Source organism: Acinetobacter sp. SM34 (genome assembly GCF_022012365.1).
GTDB lineage: Bacteria > Pseudomonadota > Gammaproteobacteria > Pseudomonadales > Moraxellaceae > Acinetobacter.
In genome coordinates this window covers 158152-178513 of the sequence record NZ_JAKLTP010000003.1, presented here as the reverse complement: position 1 = coordinate 178513, position 20362 = coordinate 158152, and the positions used below count along the sequence as shown (strand labels likewise).

The 20362-nt window shown below is 40.6% G+C and carries 14 protein-coding genes and 1 pseudogene; 1 reads left to right on the top strand and 14 read right to left on the bottom strand.

Going from position 1 to position 20362, the window contains the following annotated elements; all coding sequences use genetic code 11:
- Positions 1 to 148 precede the first annotated feature (148 nt).
- On the top strand, positions 149 to 1306 hold the full coding sequence (gene pgaB, locus LZZ98_RS03945; protein WP_237786731.1) for a poly-beta-1,6-N-acetyl-D-glucosamine N-deacetylase PgaB: 1158 nt from the start codon (positions 149 to 151) through the stop codon (positions 1304 to 1306).
- On the opposite strand, the gene pgaD is transcribed toward pgaB (LZZ98_RS03945), so the two are convergent.
- The 14 genes and pseudogenes from pgaD to sdhC form a co-directional block, all read right to left on the bottom strand.
- Positions 1272 to 1778, bottom strand: coding sequence for a poly-beta-1,6-N-acetyl-D-glucosamine biosynthesis protein PgaD (gene pgaD, locus LZZ98_RS03940; protein WP_237786730.1), 507 nt, complete (start codon positions 1776 to 1778; stop codon positions 1272 to 1274). The two genes, pgaB (LZZ98_RS03945) and pgaD, sit on opposite strands and share 35 nt — an antisense overlap.
- A complete protein-coding gene (gene pgaC, locus LZZ98_RS03935) occupies positions 1771 to 3039 on the bottom strand; it encodes a poly-beta-1,6-N-acetyl-D-glucosamine synthase (RefSeq protein ID WP_237786729.1) in 1269 nt (422 codons plus the stop codon). The genes pgaD and pgaC overlap by 8 nt, the downstream gene beginning before the upstream one ends.
- A gap of 2 nt (positions 3040 to 3041) precedes the next feature.
- On the bottom strand, positions 3042 to 4874 hold the full coding sequence (gene pgaB, locus LZZ98_RS03930; RefSeq protein ID WP_237786728.1) for a poly-beta-1,6-N-acetyl-D-glucosamine N-deacetylase PgaB: 1833 nt from the start codon (positions 4872 to 4874) through the stop codon (positions 3042 to 3044).
- Positions 4874 to 7294, bottom strand: coding sequence for a poly-beta-1,6 N-acetyl-D-glucosamine export porin PgaA (pgaA, locus tag LZZ98_RS03925; RefSeq protein WP_237786727.1), 2421 nt, complete (start codon positions 7292 to 7294; stop codon positions 4874 to 4876). Before pgaA ends, pgaB (LZZ98_RS03930) begins: the two co-directional genes overlap by 1 nt.
- Before the next feature lie 429 nt (positions 7295 to 7723).
- Positions 7724 to 8614: a succinate--CoA ligase subunit alpha gene (gene sucD / locus LZZ98_RS03920; RefSeq protein WP_086176249.1), complete on the bottom strand. Its 891-nt coding sequence runs from the start codon at positions 8612 to 8614 to the stop codon at positions 7724 to 7726.
- 13 nt (positions 8615 to 8627) lie between these two features.
- A complete protein-coding gene (sucC, locus tag LZZ98_RS03915) occupies positions 8628 to 9794 on the bottom strand; it encodes an ADP-forming succinate--CoA ligase subunit beta (RefSeq protein ID WP_237786726.1) in 1167 nt (388 codons plus the stop codon).
- 170 nt (positions 9795 to 9964) lie between these two features.
- Positions 9965 to 11398, bottom strand: coding sequence for a dihydrolipoyl dehydrogenase (gene lpdA, locus LZZ98_RS03910; protein WP_086176251.1), 1434 nt, complete (start codon positions 11396 to 11398; stop codon positions 9965 to 9967).
- A 61-nt stretch (positions 11399 to 11459) separates the two neighbouring features.
- Complete coding sequence (gene odhB / locus LZZ98_RS03905; protein ID WP_237786725.1) at positions 11460 to 12677, bottom strand: 2-oxoglutarate dehydrogenase complex dihydrolipoyllysine-residue succinyltransferase; 1218 nt, start codon at positions 12675 to 12677, stop codon at positions 11460 to 11462.
- The gene (locus LZZ98_RS03900) at positions 12677 to 15517 is read right to left on the bottom strand and encodes a 2-oxoglutarate dehydrogenase E1 component (RefSeq protein ID WP_237786814.1); all 2841 of its coding nucleotides are present in this window, start codon (positions 15515 to 15517) and stop codon (positions 12677 to 12679) included. The genes odhB and LZZ98_RS03900 overlap by 1 nt, the downstream gene beginning before the upstream one ends.
- A 153-nt stretch (positions 15518 to 15670) precedes the next feature.
- Positions 15671 to 15761 (bottom strand): annotated as a pseudogene (locus LZZ98_RS03895) (hypothetical protein); the annotation flags it as partial.
- Between the two features lie 585 nt (positions 15762 to 16346).
- Entirely contained in the window at positions 16347 to 17057 is a 711-nt protein-coding gene (locus LZZ98_RS03890) for a succinate dehydrogenase iron-sulfur subunit (RefSeq protein WP_086176254.1), read from the bottom strand.
- Positions 17058 to 17071: 14 nt separating this feature from the next.
- Entirely contained in the window at positions 17072 to 18970 is a 1899-nt protein-coding gene (gene sdhA, locus LZZ98_RS03885) for a succinate dehydrogenase flavoprotein subunit (protein ID WP_237786724.1), read from the bottom strand.
- 12 nt (positions 18971 to 18982) lie between these two features.
- Positions 18983 to 19348 (bottom strand): succinate dehydrogenase, hydrophobic membrane anchor protein, encoded by a 366-nt coding sequence (sdhD, locus tag LZZ98_RS03880; RefSeq protein WP_237786723.1) that lies wholly within the window; start codon positions 19346 to 19348, stop codon positions 18983 to 18985.
- Positions 19348 to 19746, bottom strand: coding sequence for a succinate dehydrogenase, cytochrome b556 subunit (sdhC, locus tag LZZ98_RS03875; RefSeq protein WP_143002188.1), 399 nt, complete (start codon positions 19744 to 19746; stop codon positions 19348 to 19350). The genes sdhD and sdhC overlap by 1 nt, the downstream gene beginning before the upstream one ends.
- Between the last annotated feature and the right edge of the window lie 616 nt (positions 19747 to 20362).

Below are 20362 nucleotides of genomic sequence, written 5' to 3'. Positions count from 1 at the left end.
CGACTGCATAATAAAACAATGATGAATAAATTGAGATTTTTGAAAAATTCAATAAATGATAAAAGTGAGTATAACAATGAATAATTTTAAAAATTTATACCAGAATAGACTTAGCCATTGTCTTTATTGGAGCTTAAGCTGTCTCCCCTTGTCTGCATATTCTGCCGATATTGTGCAAATCAAACAGCATCCTATTGATGCAATTGTGCAGCAAAATATAACGCAAAAATCAGTCGTGCCGCCCTTAAAAAAAACCGAAAAAATCGATCAGATGCGTATCATGCATATCGATATTGACTACGTTTATGATAAAGATAAAAAACAGCAGCAACGAAATATTCAAGATTTAATCCAACGGATTATCCAGATTCAACCGAATACCATTTTCTTGCAAGCCTTTGCCGACCCCGATGCCAATGGTTCAGCCGATCAGGTGTACTTTAAAAACCGCCATATTCCGACCAGGGATAATCTTTTCCCTGTTCTGGTCAGCCAGATTCGTAGCAAGACCCAGGTTAAGCATATTTATGCCTGGCTACCGTTAATGGCTTGGGAGTTTCCCAAAAGTTACAAACTGACCTATGTTTCACACAACGCCGGTGGTAAACAGGGTTATATTCGGGTTTCACCCTTTGATCCTAAAAATCTCAAATATGTTTCCGAAATTTATTTAGACTTTATAAAATCAAATGCGGTGGATGGCGTGCTCTACCACGATGATGTCACGCTCAACGATTATGAAGATAGCTCTGCTCCGGCACAAAGCATGTACCGGGCTTGGGGATTCGGTGCAGATCAATTATTAAAACAACCTCGGCAATCTAAACAGTTGGAATTTGCAAAATTCAAAACAGCCTATCTGGATCAGTTTGCTGCAGGCATTACCAAAATAATTAAACAGCAACAGCCTAATCTTCTGACTGCACGCAATATGTATGCACCAGTAGTATTAGAGCCACATAGTGAAAACTGGTTTAGCCAATCCATGCCTAGTACTTATCAATATTATGACTACAATGCCATTATGGCCATGCCTTATATGGAAGAAGCGGATGACCATCAACAGTTTTATTTAGACCTGATACGACAGTCAAAAAAATACGACCCAGATTTAAGTCATACGATCTTTGAACTTCAAGCATTGAATTGGATAAACGATCAGAAGCTTTCCACCGAAGAAATTGTGGATACCATCAAGTTTTTAGAAAAACACGGGGTAAAACATATTGGTTATTACCCCGATGATTTTGTCCATGAACATCCTCAGCCTTCTAAGCTGAAATCCGCTTTTTTAACTGGTGATTAGTCTCAAAAAACTCCAGTAGCCCTTTATTGTTATAATAAAGGGTTAAATTCCTGGCCTGTTGCATATTGATAATATCTGCCGTATTCACCTTAAAACTACTGGCAAGTTGGGGTACCGCGATTGCTAATGGGGTTTTTCTACGCTCCTTACCTGAAAAGCGGACCCAGTTATAAGTTGCCCAAAGAAATAGCACACTAATAAAGCTTAAAATCAGTACAATAATATTCATTAAACTTAATTGGCTATCCGGTTGAGCCTCTGTGACCAGTTGCTGATAAATGGTTTGACCTTCAAACCACCAAAACAGCATGGTCAACGCTGGCATAAATAACCACATAAATACAAACCAACCTACGATTTGCAAACTGTAACCCATGCTTTTATTACGTACATATTCAGGTTGATCAATATATTCTGGCAGCTCCAATTTTGACTCATCTTCAATTAAATAAAATTTATATACTTTAGTCATTTTCTGGCTCTCCTCTAAATCCACGATCTGGGCTTACCCAGCGCGCACGTTTTTGAGTCTTGAAAATCGTTTTAGGTAATGCAACCACTGTCGTCAACATGGTTAGAATCCAGAAGAACAGTGGATACCAAATGACCCAAAAATAGTTCCTGAAGATTCGGGCTTTATCATAGGGTTTATCGATCCATAAACTGACAAAGAATTGGATCAGACAAGTTAAACCCAAAATAATCCCGTACCATTGTGGAAAGAGAGATTGAATTGCCCACTCTCCTGGTAAAGAAAAAAACAGACCATATAGATATAAGATAATAATACCAAACATCACATACGCCCAAACCACACTGATAATAGACTCCAGCGCAATAAGCCACATACGGCGTCGATTCCACTTAAATAAGCTCGGTAAATAAGCAAATAAAACCTCTACTCCTCCTTGTGCCCAACGTAACCGCTGTTTCCACAAGCCTTTGAAGGTTTCAGGCATATAGATGTAACACAATGCTCGTGGGACATATTGCAAATCCCAATGATCAAACTGTAAACGCCATGATACATCGATATCCTCTGTGATCATGTCATCACGCCAATATCCTATCCGGTCTAGGGCCGTTTTACGAAAACCGACTATTGCGCCTGAGACAGTAAAGATTCGTCCATAGGTGCGTTGTGCACGTTTAATTAATCCAATAATAGAAGAGAATTCGCCGACCTGAATTTTGCCCAGCATACTGGAACGGTTCAAAATACGTGGATTCCCGGTGACTGCCCCAACCCGTGGGTAACTGGTTAAATGATGCATCATCCATAACACTGCATGCGGATGTATTAAGGCATCACCATCTATACAAACCAGATATTCATTTTGACTCACCATTGCCCCGGCACGTAAGGCATAGGCCTTGCCTTGGTTTTCAGCCAAATGGACAACTCTGAGTTTCGGATATTTTTGCAAAAGCTCATCCAGAATTTCAGCAGTTTTATCCTGACTACCGTCATTCACTGCAATGACCTCAAAATCCGGATACTGAGTTTGCATGACAAATTTTATGGTATCTCTAACCTGTGCTGCCTCATTAAAACAAGGAATCACGATACTGCATCCGTGTTCGCTAAGATGAGGCAATGGCGGTTTCTTGTGTTCATGCTTTAGATAAAACCAGATTCCGCCGGCAATCCAAATCCAAGCCATAAATAATGGATAGAAAAATGCAAAACCAAAGTATAAATCACTCACACTTATCAAACTGAATTCACCCATTATTACCTCCTTTTCGCAGTATTATTCTTATAAGGATTGCGATAAGTTAACGGACTATCATTGTTGCTTAACTCCCTATAAAGATTTTCCTGAATCTGCTGTCCTGCTTTTAACTGATAGTTATTAATTCCAACTTTTTGTATCGCTAAATTTTTTAATGTTTCATAATTTTCTTGATAATGTTTCCATTCACGTTTACTGGAATTTGGATTAACGGTAAAACTAAAAATCAGACGCTGCTTTTGTTCAGCATTTAATTTTTTCAACTGTTTTTGCACAGCCCTAAATATTTCAGGATGTTCCACAGGATCAAATTCAATATAAAGGAAGTCACTGTATGCCAAGCCCTGCTCAATTAAGGGTTTTAGACCACCAATATGTTTATTCTTTAAACTTATTTTCAAAGCGGTTTGGTAATTATTACTAATATTGGCATAGTAATTTGCCTGTTGTTTAGTCCGTTCTTTTATTTGTAAAACGCGTTTCACTTTTTGAGCACATGCCGCATCCCAGCTTTTATTTTCTACAGCACACGAGAATTCATCTCCCACTTCAATCATCAAGCCTTCAATAGAAGTATTGTTCTTAACCAGATCTCCAGTTAATGTAGCCAGATTCAATCCTTGTTTCGTTTCTATACTAATCGGCAACTCTGCATATACACGGTTATCAATACGGGTACGCGCTTGCCAAACCGTACGGTTGAGCAAATCTCGTCGCATACTTAATTGCGAGTTTGGAAAATAAGCAACATCTATTTTTCCATCACGATTCTCATCAGCTACAACTTTTAATAGCAGTGTATTGCTTTTTAATGCATTAATTTGATCCAGCAACTGCCCCAGTTTCTGATTAAAAATTTTATTATTGGGACTGACCATTTCAGCCAGATCAAAACCGACAAAGCTCTTACGTTGCTTGTATTCTTCATTGGCGAAAGTTAAAAAATCCAGCATTTCTGTATGTAGCATTTCAGGGGTAGGATTACCCATGACTAACGCACGTTGATATGTGGTACCTGCATCTGCAAGTGTCGACATGCTACCCAAACTAAATGACATAGGTAATCCTGCTTTTAATGCAAGCTCTTCACTTTCCTTGGTCACTGCTCCATAAGGCCAGAAAATAGCCAAAGTCTCGATACCTAATTGGAAATCTAAAATTTCCTTCGATTTCTTTAAATCTTCTATGATACGTTTTTGATAGGCTGCATCTGTTTCATAACGTTTTAATTGGGGTAAATATGTACGGGTAATTGCAGCGGGCTCCATACTTTGTTGAGGGTTGGCAACTATACCTTTATGCATATTATCTGAATGGGAACCAAACTCCGCTAAGCCAGATTGTTGCATTTCACGCATCTGATCCCAATTCATCAAATTGTTTTTGCCATAAGCTTCATAGGGATCTTTGGTATTACCATTAATCCAGCTCGTAGAAATGGCAAATACCGCAGGAAAGTTATATTGTTTTAATAAAGGAAATACCCGAGTATAACTGCTGAGTGCGCCATCATCGAAGGTCAGCAATACCGATTTTGGTGGTAAGTGCTTTTTCTTCTGTCGTGCCAGCCAGACATCTTGCAAACGTATGGGTACCCATCCTTCTTGCTGCAACCATGCAAAATATTGGGCCAAATTTTTAGTACTAATAGCATACAGATCGTGGTCGCCAGAAGTAACATCGTCTCTTACATCATGAAAGGTAATCGTCACAAATAAATTATCGGGTAGTTCATTTTTAGCGTTTGTCACATTTTGCGCCATACTCATCGTAGGTATAAACCAAGCAGCAATAAACAAGTTAGCAAGTAAAAATTTTACGATTTTTTTCATTAAAAATGCCCCTTCAGACCTACCGATCCATAAGTTCTTTTTTCATCTTCCCCATCATAAGGATGGACTCCCCAGCCTATGCCATAGTTCAAACTCCAGGTTCGAGAAAAATGCCAATCGTGCTGATAAAAAACGTTATATATAGCCTTTGAGGAAAATCCATTTTGCCCAAAAGCTCCAGCACTGAATTCAAAATGCTGGTTGAAATATGCATCATAATTACGCCAGGTGTTCCAGTCATGCTGTAAGGTCAGTTCCGCACTATAACTTTCTTTAGGATTAAAATAATTCACCGCAACCTGATCGTTTTGACTGTAATACCCCCCTAAAGACAAACTTGTAATATGGTGAGGTCCTTTTAAAATCCGCTGTTTTAAATAGGCCGTCGCTTCATGACGGGTATTGTTATCATCGATATCGGTCAGTTGATAGTTCATCCCAGCTTCGCGAGATTCATGCTGCTGCCAATTTAGGCCTAAACTATAGGACTGACCTTCATTACCATTTTTAACCGCTTGCAAGGGAATATTGGCTTGACTGTTATAGCCTAAAGCGTATTGCCAATGATCATTTAACCATTGTGACCAATTCACCAGTACACCAAAGCGGTCATTTCCCAATGCATCATTTATACTCTGGGACAGCAGGATATTTGCAGCTTTACGACGCGACTCCCATTCCAGCCCCAAACCTACGCGCTGATCATCCACCTTGCCGTCATCGTAATCAGCGGATCGAATACTATGATCGACATAAGCTCGGAAATTGTCATAAAACCAAGGCGTATTTATACGTGTCCAGTTTTCCTGTTCACGACTACCCTTCAAACGATCCAGCAAAGCTGCATTGTCTGATTCACTTTTTGAAAAAAGACTTTGGTGCTGAATAGATGCATGATCACGATCATCAAGTTCTTTTTTACTTTTTACCACCCCGGTATCTTCAGGTAAGGTGCGCATGAGCTCAGCATTTTGAGCACGCCATTGTTGAATATCACCCAAGGCCTGCATATTCAGCATATGATTGATTTTTACACTACTATCAACTGGGGTCATACTATCCCACTGCGACAATATCATTTCAGCCTGCTGAGGATTTTCACGCGCGCGTTGCACTTGTGCACGATAAGTTTGATACACCACGTTATTGGGTGCCTTCGCCACTAACTCATCAAAATATTTTTCTGCTTTACTATTTTCATTGCGATATAAATAATTAAGACCCACAAGTCCCAAATATTCAGCACGGTCATCATGGGTAACTTTATCTACCCCTTTGGCACTACTATAGAAATAAGTCGGCAACAATTTATCCAGACTTTTGAGGAACTGATCCGCTTCCTTATATTTTTCCTGTTCAATTAAAGCGTAATACAAACCTGCATAAATTTTATAATTTGCATTCTTTTTATCCTTGAGCAAATTTTTATAATGCACTTCAGCCACTTTAGGTTGATGATCACTCAAATATGCTTCTGCAATCGCTTGACGTACATAAGCTGGCATTTGCTCAACCGGCAAACCAACTTTGGGGATCTGCTCAATAACTTTTTTTGATCGATTTCTTACATTTAATGCATATATATATTCATAGTAAAATCGACGTTTTAAATTGACGTCATTATTAGGGATCTGGGCTTCATAGCTTTCCATATCGGCAAGAACACGATCTAGAGGCTGATAAGGATTACTGCCACGAGCACGATAATTGGCTAATTTAATATATTGCTCCGCATTTTGAATACGTTGGGTAAATTCACTGATTTTTACCGTGGTTCCCAATTGCGGCTGTTTTTGACTTATTTCATTACGGCTCAGGTACTGTTCAGCTTTGGCATAATTTGAATTCGCCATAAGTGCCAATACATATTGTTCATCGGTACTTAAATCTTTATTTTTCTCAATGGCCAGAGTCGCTGCATTGATTGCATCGATCGGCATGTTTAAAAGTCGATAGGTATATGCAAGTTGTGCCAAATAATCGGCCTCTACATAGTTGATATCAATCGGCTTTAGAGTATTTCTTGCTTGAGCAGTTTTGCCTGCTTCCGCTTGCAAGACACCCGTCCATACTGTCCACATCTGATTTTGATCTGTTTGGGCGAATTTTTTTGCCCAAAATTCTCCTAATTCAAATTTTTTTAAATCACGCAAGGCCTTAAGCACATTCACCTTTGCATAATCTGGAAATTGTTGGCTTTTTATACCCTTAAGGTACTGAATATCTGATTCTGTAAATTTTTTATTTTCATAGGCGAGCACCACAAAATCAGCGATCAATTTCTGATTATTGGGATAACGGACCAATAATTGTCTGAGTTTTTGTAATCCACTATCCACCTGGCCTTGTTTAATTAAAGGTACAATCTTTTCACGTTGTTGATCGACAACGTCGTTATAGATCAATTCTGCATATGACAATGTAGAAAACAGTAAAGTTCCACAAGATAGAAAAAGTATATTGAGTTTAAAGTTCATAATTAAAATATTCTTTATTCATTGTTATTAATGGTCATATTGTAGTCCACAATATGTGCTTAAAATAACCAATTAACAAAATATTGTGTTTCGTTTTGTGTTTTTATTATTTTATGTGATATATATCACGTTATTTAAATTATAAACTATATTGTTTTTAACTTATTGCTTTACTTTAATTATGATATTTTCTTTATTTAATCAGTATATTTTTTGTTCAATATTTAATTTTTACTACAAAAAAATCATCTCTTACAATCCATCATTTTTCAATATTGAATTTTTTAATGGCCAATCATTGCTAAGCCATCAAATAGTACTCAATAAAAAACCCTCTATCGAGGGCTTTTTATTACATTTGCCAGGTTTGTGTTAAGCCATACCTTTGCTCTTTAATACTTCAAACATGGTTGAGCCAAGTTCTGCCGGGCTACGGGTATATGCCATACCCGCTTTTTCAAAGGCTGCGAATTTTTCTTCAGCTGTGCCTTTACCGCCAGAAATAATCGCACCCGCATGTCCCATACGCTTGCCTTTCGGTGCAGTCACGCCTGCAATATAGCCCACAACCGGCTTAGTCACATGCGACTGAATATATTCTGCTGCTTCTTCTTCTGCGGTACCACCAATCTCACCAATCATGATAATAGCTTCGGTTTGCGGATCTTCCTGGAATAACTTCAAGCAATCAATCTGGTTCATGCCTGGAATCGGGTCACCCCCAATACCAATACAGGTTGACTGACCCAAGCCTAATTTAGTCGTTTGCGCGACTGCTTCATAGGTCAATGTGCCTGAACGAGAAATAATGCCAATTTTACCAGGTTGATGAATATGCCCTGGCATAATGCCGATCTTGCATTCACCCGGTGTAATAATGCCTGGACAGTTTGGCCCAATTAAACGTGCATTATTACCATAAGTCTCTAGATAGCGTTTTGCTTTCAGCATGTCCAAGGTTGGGACGCCTTCAGTAATCACCACAATTAACTCAATTCCTGAATCAATTGATTCAATAATCGAATCTAAAACAAAAGGTGCCGGAACATAAATGGAAGTTGCTGTTGCTCCTGTTTCTTTAACAGCTTCTTTCATGGTATTAAAAACCGGAAGCCCTAAATGCTGCTGCCCACCTTTACCTGGGGTTACGCCACCAACGACTTTGGTGCCATAGGCAATGGATTGTTCTGAATGGAAAGTACCATTTTTACCTGTAAAGCCTTGTACCAATACAGTGGTGTCTTTATTGATTAATACGCTCATGTTTGATACTCCCTTAAGCTTTTACAGCAGCAACAATTTTTTCTGCAGCATCAGCCAAACCTGATGCAGAAATTAACGTTAGTCCAGATTCATCCAATAGCTGGGCGCCCAGTTCTGCATTATTTCCTTCCAAACGCACAACAACCGGTACGGCTACGTGAACTTCCTGAACCGCTGCAATAATGGCTTCAGCAATCATGTCACAACGTACAATTCCACCAAAAATATTAATTAAAACACCTTGTACCGAACTGTCTGCCAAAATAATTTTAAAGGCTTCAATCACCCGTTCCTTGGTGGCACCACCGCCGACATCCAGGAAGTTTGCAGGCTGACCACCATACAGTTTGATGATGTCCATGGTTGCCATGGCAAGACCGGCTCCATTGACCATACAACCGATATTGCCTTCTAGGGCTACATAATTCAGGTCATGTTCTGAAGCTTTCAATTCACGTTCATTTTCTTGAGACTTGTCGCGCATCGCTGCAATCTCTGGTAAACGGTACAATGCATTAGAGTCGATGCCTACTTTGGCATCAACACATAAGATGTCACCATTTTCACGGACTGAAAGTGGATTAATTTCAAATAGGGCAAAATCATTTTCAATAAATGCCTGATAAGCAGCCGTCATAATTTTGACAAATTGGTTGATTTGTCCATCTTTTAAATTAAGTGCAAAGGCCACTTCACGCGCTTGAAAAGGCATTAATCCCACCAAAGGATCCACTTCTACCTTAATAATTTTTTCTGGGGTTTCTTCTGCCACTTTTTCAATTTCGACACCACCTTCGGTGGATGCCATAAAAGTTACGCGACGACTGGAACGGTCGACCACTGCACCTAGGTACAATTCACGTTCAACGGGATAGACATCTTCACACACAAGAACACTATTTACCGGCTGACCATTGGCATCGGTTTGGTAAGTCACAAGCCGTGTACCAATAATGCCATTTACATATTCAGCGGCTTCATCACTTGATTTTACGACTTTAACCCCACCTGCTTTACCACGTCCCCCCGCATGAACTTGAGCCTTCATTACGGCAAACTTACCGCCGAGTTGCTCAAATGCTGCTACAGCTTCTGCTGCATTGGTTGCCAGTACACCCTCTTGAACTGGCATACCATATTTTTTTAATAACGCTTTTGCTTGATACTCATGTAAATTCATCGAATAACCTTTTATTACTTTTTTGCTTTGTTATGACCCACCAATACCCAGACGTCCGTCAAAGCAGTATTGGCATTTTTTAAAATCGTTATCTTTATTTTTAGATGATTGTTCCAATAAAAACAACCATGGAATGTAAAAAGAGCGACCTAAGTCGCTCTTTTTTCGAATTACTTGCGCTTACGTTGAATCGCGTGAATTGCGCGTCCATCGACTGCCAGTGCAGCTTCATGTACCACTTCAGAGAAAGTTGGGTGACCGAAAGTCATCAACTGTAGATCTTCAACTGAAGATACAAACTCAAGCGCAATCATCCCTTGGTGAACGATATCAGACGCAGCAGGTCCAATCACGTGCATACCCAATAAACGATCCGTTTTTGCATCAGCAACAAACTTAACGAAACCAGCACCTTCACCCGCAGCTAAAGCACGACCGTTCACAGCAAAACCGAATTGACCCGTTTTAACTTCGTGACCTTTTTCAGTCGCTTGCTGTTCTGTTAAACCTACCCACGCCGCTTCTGGGTGTGTGTAAATTACAGAAATGATCGTGTCATAGTTCACTTGTGCAGCATGACCGTGAATACGTTCAACTGCCATTACGCCTTCTTCCATTGCTTTATGAGCAAGCATTGGACCACGTACCAAGTCACCAATTGCATATACACCTTCAACAGAAGTTGCACACCAATCATTTACTTCAACCAGACCGCGTTCAGTCAATTTAATGCCTGAATCATCAGCCAATAAACCTTCAGCATAGGCACGACGACCTACACAAACAATTAATTTATCGAAAGTTTCAGTTTTGTCTTCGCCAGCCTGGTTATATTTAACCGTTACTTCACGACCGTTGATTTCAGTACCTGCAACTTTTGCACCGATACGGATATCCATACCTTGCTTGGTCAACAGTTTTTGGAAGTCTTTTGCCAAAGCTTTATCAGCCATTGGCAAGAATGCATCCATTGCTTCAAATACAACAACTTCCGCACCCAGACGACGCCATACTGAACCAAGCTCAAGGCCGATTACACCAGCACCAATCACACCTAAACGCTTAGGTACTTCTGGGAATTCAAGAGCGCCTGTAGAATCAACGATTAAGTCTTGATCTACAGGAGCCACTGGAATATTTACAGGAACAGAACCCGTCGCAAGAATCACGTATTTAGGCTCTAAAACTTGAGTTTCACCTTCGTGAGAAACAAATTCTACTTTTTTACCTGCAAGTAATTTACCCGTACCTTTTAACCACTCGATGCCATTACCTTTAAGTAATTGATCGATACCGCCAGTCAATTGATCTACAACTTTGTCTTTACGAGCCAGCATTTTAGAAAGATCAAATTTAACTTCACCGGTAGTAATACCATGGTCATCTAAATGCTGAACGGTATCTTCATAGCGATGTGAAGAATCAAGTAAAGCTTTAGACGGGATACAACCCACGTTTAAGCAAGTACCACCTAAAGATGGTTTGCCTTTATGAATACGCTTTTCGATACAAGCAACTTTGAAACCAAGTTGAGCCGCACGAATTGCTGCTTCATAACCACCTGGTCCACCGCCAATTACAACTAAGTCAAATTGTTGAGACATGTTTATCTCCAAAAAATGGGCTTAGAGGATCGCCCTAAGCCCATGGATTTATTCTTTAGAATTAAAGATCAAGGATAAGACGAGCAGGTTCTTCTAACAATTCTTTGATCGCTACAAGGAAACCTACCGCCTCTTTACCGTCGATTAAACGATGGTCATAAGAAAGCGCTAAATACATCATTGGCAAGATTTCTACTTGACCATTTACAGCCATCGGACGTTCCTGGATTTTGTGCATACCCAAGATTGCAGTTTGTGGTGTATTCAAGATTGGAGTAGAAAGCAATGAACCGAATGTACCACCATTAGTAATGGTGAATGTACCGCCAGTCATGTCTTCAATGCCCAATTTGCCATCACGCGCTTTCGCAGCGTAAGCACGGATACCATTTTCAACTTCAGCATAGTTCATGCGGTCTGTATCACGAAGAACAGGAACCACAAGACCACGTTCAGAAGAAACCGCTACACCGATGTCATAGAAACCGTGGTAAACGATATCGTCGCCATCAATAGAAGCATTTACCGCTGGGTAGCGTTTAAGTGCTTCAGTTGCCGCTTTAACAAAGAATGACATAAAGCCTAGACGTGCACCATGACGTTTCTCGAATGCATCTTTGTATTGAGCACGCATTTCCATGATTGGTTTCATGTTCACTTCGTTGAACGTCGTTAACATTGCTGTTGATTGAGTAGCAGCAAGTAGACGTTCAGCAACACGTTTACGTAAACGAGTCATTGGAACGCGTTTTTCAATACGCTCACCTACAGCAACGCTTAAAGGCGCAGCAGCAGGAGCAGCTGGTTTAGCTTGATGGCTTACAACATCTTCTTTAGTGATGCGACCACCACGGCCTGTACCAGCAACATCGCTTGCAGCAATACCAGTTTCAGCCAACGCCTTACGAACTGCAGGCGCTTGATCTTGAACAGGTTGGCTACGTTCAACTACAGGTGCAGCACCCGCTTCAGTTTGAGCAGCGGCTTGTTCTACCTGACCTTCAGATTGAACTGCTTGAGTTTGAGCAGCGCCAGAAACAGCACCCTCTTCAAACTGTGCAATCACTTCATTCGAAAGTACAGTCTCGCCTTCATTTTTGATAATTGATGCAATTGTACCGTCAGCAGGAGCAACAACCTCTAAAACAACTTTATCAGTTTCAATATCGCAGATCACTTCATCGCGTGATACAGCTTCACCTGGTTGTTTGTGCCAAGTTGCGATCGTACCGTCTGCAACTGACTCTGGGAATACCGGTGCTTTAATTTCGGTTGCCATTATTTAGAATCTCCTGATTGTTCAGCTGCAATCGCTAATGCGTCATTTACCAGCTGAGCTTGTTGTTTTGCATGCAAATATGGTGAACCACAAGCTGGCGCAGCAGATGCTGGACGGCCTGCGAAGCTAATACGTACTTGTTTACCTGTTTTCATTACATCGTCATATAAACGCGGCGCAATGAACAACCAAGCACCTTGGTTTTTCGGTTCTTCTTGAGTCCAAACTACTTCTTTAACATTTGGATAAGAAGCAAGTACTTCAGCGATACGTTGTTCTGGATATGGATACAATTGTTCAATACGAACGATTGCAGTGTTATTAAGTTCTTGCTCGCGACGTTTTTCAAGCAAGTCGTAATAAACCTTACCACCACAGAGTACCAGACGAGTAACGTCTGCTTTATTGATTTGATCGATTTCATCAATCACAGTCTGGAATGTACCAGTTGCAAGTTCTTCTAATGTAGAAGTTGCAAGTTTGTGACGAAGCAATGACTTCGGTGAAGTCACGATCATTGGTTTACGGATTGGACGGATTGCCTGACGACGCATAGCATGGAAAATCTGAGCCGGTGTAGTTGGCGTAATCACTTGCATGTTGTCTTCAGCACATAGCTGCAAGAAACGTTCTAAACGTGCAGATGAATGCTCTGGACCCTGACCTTCAAAACCGTGTGGAAGAAGCAGTGTTAAACCACATACACGTTCCCATTTGGTTTCACCAGATGAGATGAACTGGTCAATCACCACTTGCGCACAGTTTGCGAAGTCACCGAACTGAGCTTCCCAAATCACCAAGCTTTTCGGTAATGTGGTTGCATAACCGTATTCAAACGCAAGAACCGCCATTTCTGATAACAATGAGTCATAAATTGCAGTACGTGGCTGGTTTTCTTTGATATGACAAAGTGGAATGTATGTCGAACCATCTACCTGATTATGCAATTTTGCATGACGGTGTGAGAATGTACCACGACCCACGTCTTCACCCGTTAAACGCACAAGGAAGCCTTCATCAAGAATGGTGGCATAGGCTAAAGTTTCAGCAGCACCCCAGTTCAGTGGCATTTCGCCTGTTTGCATTTTCAAGCGATCATCAATCACTTTAGCCACTTGGCGTTGCATTACGAAGCCTTCTGGAAGCTCGCGCATTTTAGTGCCAAGTTCTTTTAAACGCTCGATAGGGAAAGTCGTATCCCAAATGTCAGTGTAGTCATGACCCAAGTATGGAGTCCAGTCTACAAACATTTTGGTGTTTGGTTCCAATACCAAGGCATTGGCAACGTGTTTACCCGCTTCAAGGTCTGAACGGTACTGTTCAACCATTGCATCAGCTGCAGCACGATCAAGAATACCCTGTTGTACCAGTTGATCAGCGTACAAAGTACGAGTCGTGGTTTTCTTGTTGATGATTTGGTACATCATTGGCTGAGTTGCAGCTGGCTCATCAGCTTCGTTATGACCGCGACGACGGTAACAGAACATGTCAATCACTACGTCTTTACGGAAAGTATGACGGAAGTCATGTGCCAATTGAGAAACAAACAGTACTGCTTCAGGATCATCACCATTTACATGGAAGATTGGCGCCTGGATCATTTTCGCGATGTCAGTACAGTATTCTGTTGAACGTGCATCACGAGGATCAGATGTTGTGAAACCAACTTGGTTGTTTACAACAATATGAACCGTACCACCCACTGTGTAACCACGAGTTTGTGACATCTGGAAGGTTTCTTGGTTTACACCTTGACCCGCAAATGCAGCATCACCGTGAACGATGACTGGTAATACATCATCACCACCAATGTCACGACGACGTACTTGACGCGCACGTACTGAACCTTCTACTACAGGTCCAACAATTTCCAGGTGTGATGGGTTAAATGCCAATGCCAAGTGAACTTCACCACCTGGAGTCATCACGTTAGATGAGAAACCTTGGTGATATTTAACGTCGCCAGAACCTTTTTTGGTCAGTGATTTCCCTTCAAACTCACCAAACAGGTCAGCCGGGTTTTTACCCATGATGTTGACAAGAAGGTTTAAACGGCCGCGGTGAGGCATACCGATCACAACTTCTTTACAACCTACAGAACCTGCACGTTGAATCAGTTCGTTTACCATCGGGATGAAAGATTCACCACCTTCAACACCAAAGCGTTTTGCACCTACGTATTTATTACCGAGGTATTTTTCTAGGCCTTCAGCTGCAGTTAAACGCTCTAATACGTGTTTCTTTTGCTCAGCAGAGAAACCAAATTGACCTTTAGCGCCTTCTAGACGTTGTTGAATCCAGCGTTTTTCTTTGGTATCAACAATGTGCATGTATTCAGCACCAATAGAAGCACAATATGTTGCTTCCATGGCATTGACCATTTCAGCCAAAGTCGCTTCAGTCTTACCGATTGCAAGATTACCCGTGTTAAATACTGTGTCTAGGTCAGATTGAGTCAAACCATGCGCAGCAAGATCTAGATCAGGCACGATTTCACGCTTAGCCAAACCAAGTGGATCTAATTTTGCTTTTTGGTGACCACGGTTACGATAAGCAGCAATCAGTTGTAAAACGCCAATTTGACGACGTTCATGCTCAGAACTTACAGCACTTTGCACAACAGGTTGCACGCGACTTGAATTGCGACCTAATAAAAGGAATTGCTCACGTACATTGCTGTGGGGTTGATCACCTTTAGGGAATTTACCGAAGTATTCCTGCCAGTCAGCTCCAACTGAGTCTGGTGACGTTAAATACTGCTCATAAAGTTCTTCAATATACGCTGCACTGTCAGCGCTTAGTTCAGTGTCAAGACGCAGTGCGTCAGCAACTTCTTGCATTTGTGGACCCATTTCCTATTGCAAAAACATTTTCAGGATGCTTTTTAAGCGAACCCATGATTAATAATGCCAAATTGGTAATATGACATTAGTCCCCATCAGGCATAAGCCATGAGGCGTTATCACTACATTAGGAATAACCCAATGTGAATAATGAATCATAACGCCCTCATTGGCATCATCACTCATTTAAATACTCGACCAAGACCGAGCAATTTTTTGCAAATCGACTTAGAAAAAATAACTACGCGACTTAATTTTTCTAAAGCGATTTATATCTATTTATAAACCTTATACATAATTTCAAATGTTGAAAAAATGTACGTAAATACAGGGCTTTTTTTAAATATAGCTTTGTGTCAAATCGTAACATGTTCTCCAGTTACAATTGATTTTTTTGACACATACCCTCCATAACTTGGCGAAATACATAGATATCATTTTCCTCTAACATATGGTGCTTTATCTAAAAATTAGATTCAATGTAGACCATAGTCCTAGCCTCACCACCACATATAACAAAAGAGAGCACAATTTTTACACTGAGCCCTCTTTATATACGTTATATGATAACATCTTAATCTCAACTTTGCAGATTCAAACTTGCAATTAGCGCTTAAATTGTCGAATAAAACAGTCTCACAACAAACAGATCATTTTTAAGCACATTTTCGTTTTTATTTTAATCAGCCATATCTCTTTAAAAAATCATTATCAGCCTCCCCCCAAGTTATTTACATTGATATTTCATATCTCATTCATACCACGCAACTATGATCAGCATAAAAAAAGCACACCCCAAGGTGTGCTTTTTTTGACTAGGTACAGATTAACCTGCTTGGTCTAACAACATGCTACGGATGTGACCGATTGCTTTAGTTGGGTTAAGACCTTTAGGACAAACCGATACACAGTTCATGATGCCTTTACAACGGAACAAGCTGAATGGGTCGTCAAGACGAGCCAAACGATCTTGAGTTGCAGTATCGCGAGAGTCAATGATGAAGCGGTATGCATTCAACAATGCTGAAGGACCCAAGAATTTGTCCGGGTTCCACCAGAATGATGGGCATGAAGTTGAACAACATGCACAAAGAATACATTCATACAAACCATCTAAGTGTTCACGTTCTTCAGGAGACTGTAAACGCTCTTTCGCTGGTGCAGGCTGGTTATTGATCAAGAATGGATGAATCTTGTCGTACTGATCGTAGAACTGATTCATATCCACAACTAAATCTTTTACCACGGGTAAACCAGGTAAAGGACGAACCGTAATCACTTCCGGTAAATCGTTCAGGTTCCAAAGACACGCCAAACCATTTTTACCATTGATGTTCACACCATCAGAACCACAAATACCTTCGCGGCATGAACGACGGAATGTCAAAGATTCGTCTTGTACTTTCAACGCAAGAAGAGCATCAAGCAACATACGGTGCTTGTCAGTCAACTCAAGTTTAAAAGTTTGCATGTACGGTGCTTTATCCTTATCAGGATCGTAGCGGTAGATATTAAATGTACGAGTACCTCTACTCATCTTACTTCTCCTAATTAGAACGTACGTGGTTTAGGTGGAATAGCATCAACCGACAATGGACGGTAACGCACTGGCTTATACTCAAGATGGTTATCTGTTGAGAACCATAATGTGTGCTTCATCCACTCATCATCACGACGACCATATGGGTAGTCAGCATGATCAGGTGACAATTCAAAGTCTACCACTGTATGCGCACCACGACACTCTTTACGAGCAGCGGCTGAAATCAAGGTCGCTTTAGCAACTTCATACAAGTTTTCAACTTCTAGAGCTTCAATACGCGCAGTGTTGAATACTTTAGATTTGTCTTTCAAATGAATGTTACGAACACGTGGCTCGATCGCAAGAATTTGCTTAACACCTTCATCAAGAAGCGCAGATGTACGGAATACACCCGCATGATCTTGAACGATATCACGGATTGCATCAGCAACTTCTTGAGCGTTTTCACCTGTAGCTGATTCGTCTAGTTTACGAATACGTGCAACAGTTTGCTCAAGTACAGTCGTTGGAAGCGGTGCATATTCATCGCCGTGGTGTTTAGTCACGTAGTCGATGATGTGTTCACCAGCAGCTTTACCAAATACAACCAAGTCAAGCAGTGAGTTGGTACCTAAACGGTTTGCACCGTGTACAGATACACATGAACATTCACCAATTGCATAAAAACCTTTTACAGGTTTAGTGAAGTTACGACCTTCAGCATTGGTAGAATAAACATCAGTTTCTTTGTTGTAATGTGCTTCAAGCGGCGTAGTTTCGCGGCTTTCAGGTACAACAACCTGACCATGAATATTCGTAGGAATACCACCCATTTGGTAATGGATTGTTGGTACTACTGGAATTGGCTCTTTAGTGATGTCAACGTTCGCGAATTTCTTACCAATCTCGAATACAGATGGAAGACGTTTCATGATTGTGTCAGCACCCAAGTGAGTCATATCAAGAAGGATATAATCACCTTTAGGACCACAACCGCGACCTTCTTTGATTTCCTGGTCCATAGAACGTGATACGAAGTCACGTGGCGCCAAGTCTTTCAAAGTTGGAGCATAACGTTCCATGAACGGTTCGCCGTCTTTGTTACGAAGGATTGCACCTTCACCACGACAACCTTCAGTCAACAATACGCCTGCGCCCGCAACACCTGTAGGGTGGAACTGCCAGAACTCCATATCTTGTAATGGAATACCTGCACGAGCTGCCATACCAAGACCGTCACCAGTGTTGATATATGCGTTTGTAGATGCACGGTAAACACGACCAGCACCACCAGTAGCGAATAATGTTGCTTTCGCTTGGAATACTGCGATTTTACCAGTTTCTTGGTCAATTGCAGTTACACCAAGTACATCGCCTGCTTCATTACGGATCAAATCAAGCGCGATCCATTCAACGAAGAATTGAGTACCCATTTTCACATTGCTTTGATAAAGCGTGTGAAGAAGCGCGTGACCAGTACGGTCGGCAGCAGCACATGCGCGAGGAACAGCTTTTTCACCGTAGTTCGCAGAGTGACCACCGAATGGACGTTGGTAAATTGTACCGTCCGCGTTACGGTCAAATGGCATACCAAGGTGTTCAAGTTCATAAACAACTTGAGGCGCTTCACGTGTCATGAACTCGATCGCGTCTTGGTCACCTAACCAGTCAGAACCTTTCACTGTGTCATAGAAGTGATAGTGCCAGTTATCTTCTTGCATATTACCAAGAGATGCACCAATACCACCCTGTGCCGCAACAGTGTGTGAACGTGTTGGGAATACTTTAGTCAGTACTGCAACTTTCAAACCCGCTTGAGCAAGTTGGTAAGAAGCGCGCATGCCTGAACCACCACCACCAACGATGACTGCATCGAAAGTTTGATGTGGAATATTTGTGTAATCTTCTTTAGGGGTTATAGCGCCCATGATTGTTTCCTATCAATTCGCCCAAAAAATCTGGATCGCCCAGATTGCATATGCAAATACAGCAATGATCACTGCTGAAGTCAGCACCAAACGCAAGCCTGAAGCTGAAGGACCCATTTGACGAGTAGTCACATAATCAGTGAATACCTGCCACATGCCGATCCAAGCGTGTGCGACAAGAGATAAGACTGCCAATAAAGATAAAATCTTCATTGGTAATGTCATCATGAAGCCGTACCATTGTTCATAATTGAATCCACCATGAAAAAGGATCCAACCCAATACCACAACAGTATAAACAGCTAATACAACAGCACTTACACGTTGGATATACCAATCGCGAGAACCTGAACCCGTTAAACCTGTAGCACTTTTCATTAGAGAACAATCCATACAAATGATGCGACAATTGAAATCGCAGCCAAGATCAATGAAATAGTAGCTGCTACACGACCACTTTGCAGTTCTTCAGCAAAACCAAGGTCAGCAAGTAAATGCTTGATACCCATAATGAAATGGAAAAGTAAGCCGGCTACAAATACCCATACGATAAAACGTACAATGAAGCCACCAAAGATTGCCTGAACTTCAGCAAAACCTTCAGCAGAAGACAATGATTTGTCTAAAAGCCACAAAAGTACCGGTACAAGTAAAAATACGATCACACCAGAAAGACGGTGTAGAATTGATGCAATAGCCACAGGGGATTTTAAGTTTACTTCTAAAACTTGACCCATGGACAAATTGACAGGTCTGTTGCTTTTCACAGCGGGCATCCTGTAAGTAAAAACTCCATCCGGAGTTTGTTGGAATTAATTCGAAGGAAAGCTAGCATTTTTAGGCCATTACTATATCTAGCAATACCTAAATTTAAAACGACACTGAATTATAAAACGTGAACTATCAAAACACAAACAGTCACATTTAGCTTTTCTATAAAAAACCATTAAATAAGAATCATTAACATTAATTGTTCGATATATGCAGACAAAATAAATCTAACAAAATTAACCTATATAGTTGGTTTTTATTAATTAAAGTTTAAATTTACTGATCGTTTTTTACTTTAATAATTTAAATAATTTATTTAGACTAAAGATGAACAAGTAATTACTATATTTTACAACACCATTAGCCACATTCACACTCTCTATAATAGATTTTATTTTTAATATAAATATACAACATTTACTAAAATTATACTCATTAAACATCATGAAACGAAATAACCACTTAATCTGTGTATAACCTCCCTACATAGCAAAATCACGCTTAATTCTTCAGCAAAATTATGGGATATTTTTCATCTTTTGAACAAATAAACAGCATTTCAGCACATATTCAGCAGCTATTTTTTAACCAAACAAACTTTATTTTACTCTTCACTTATCG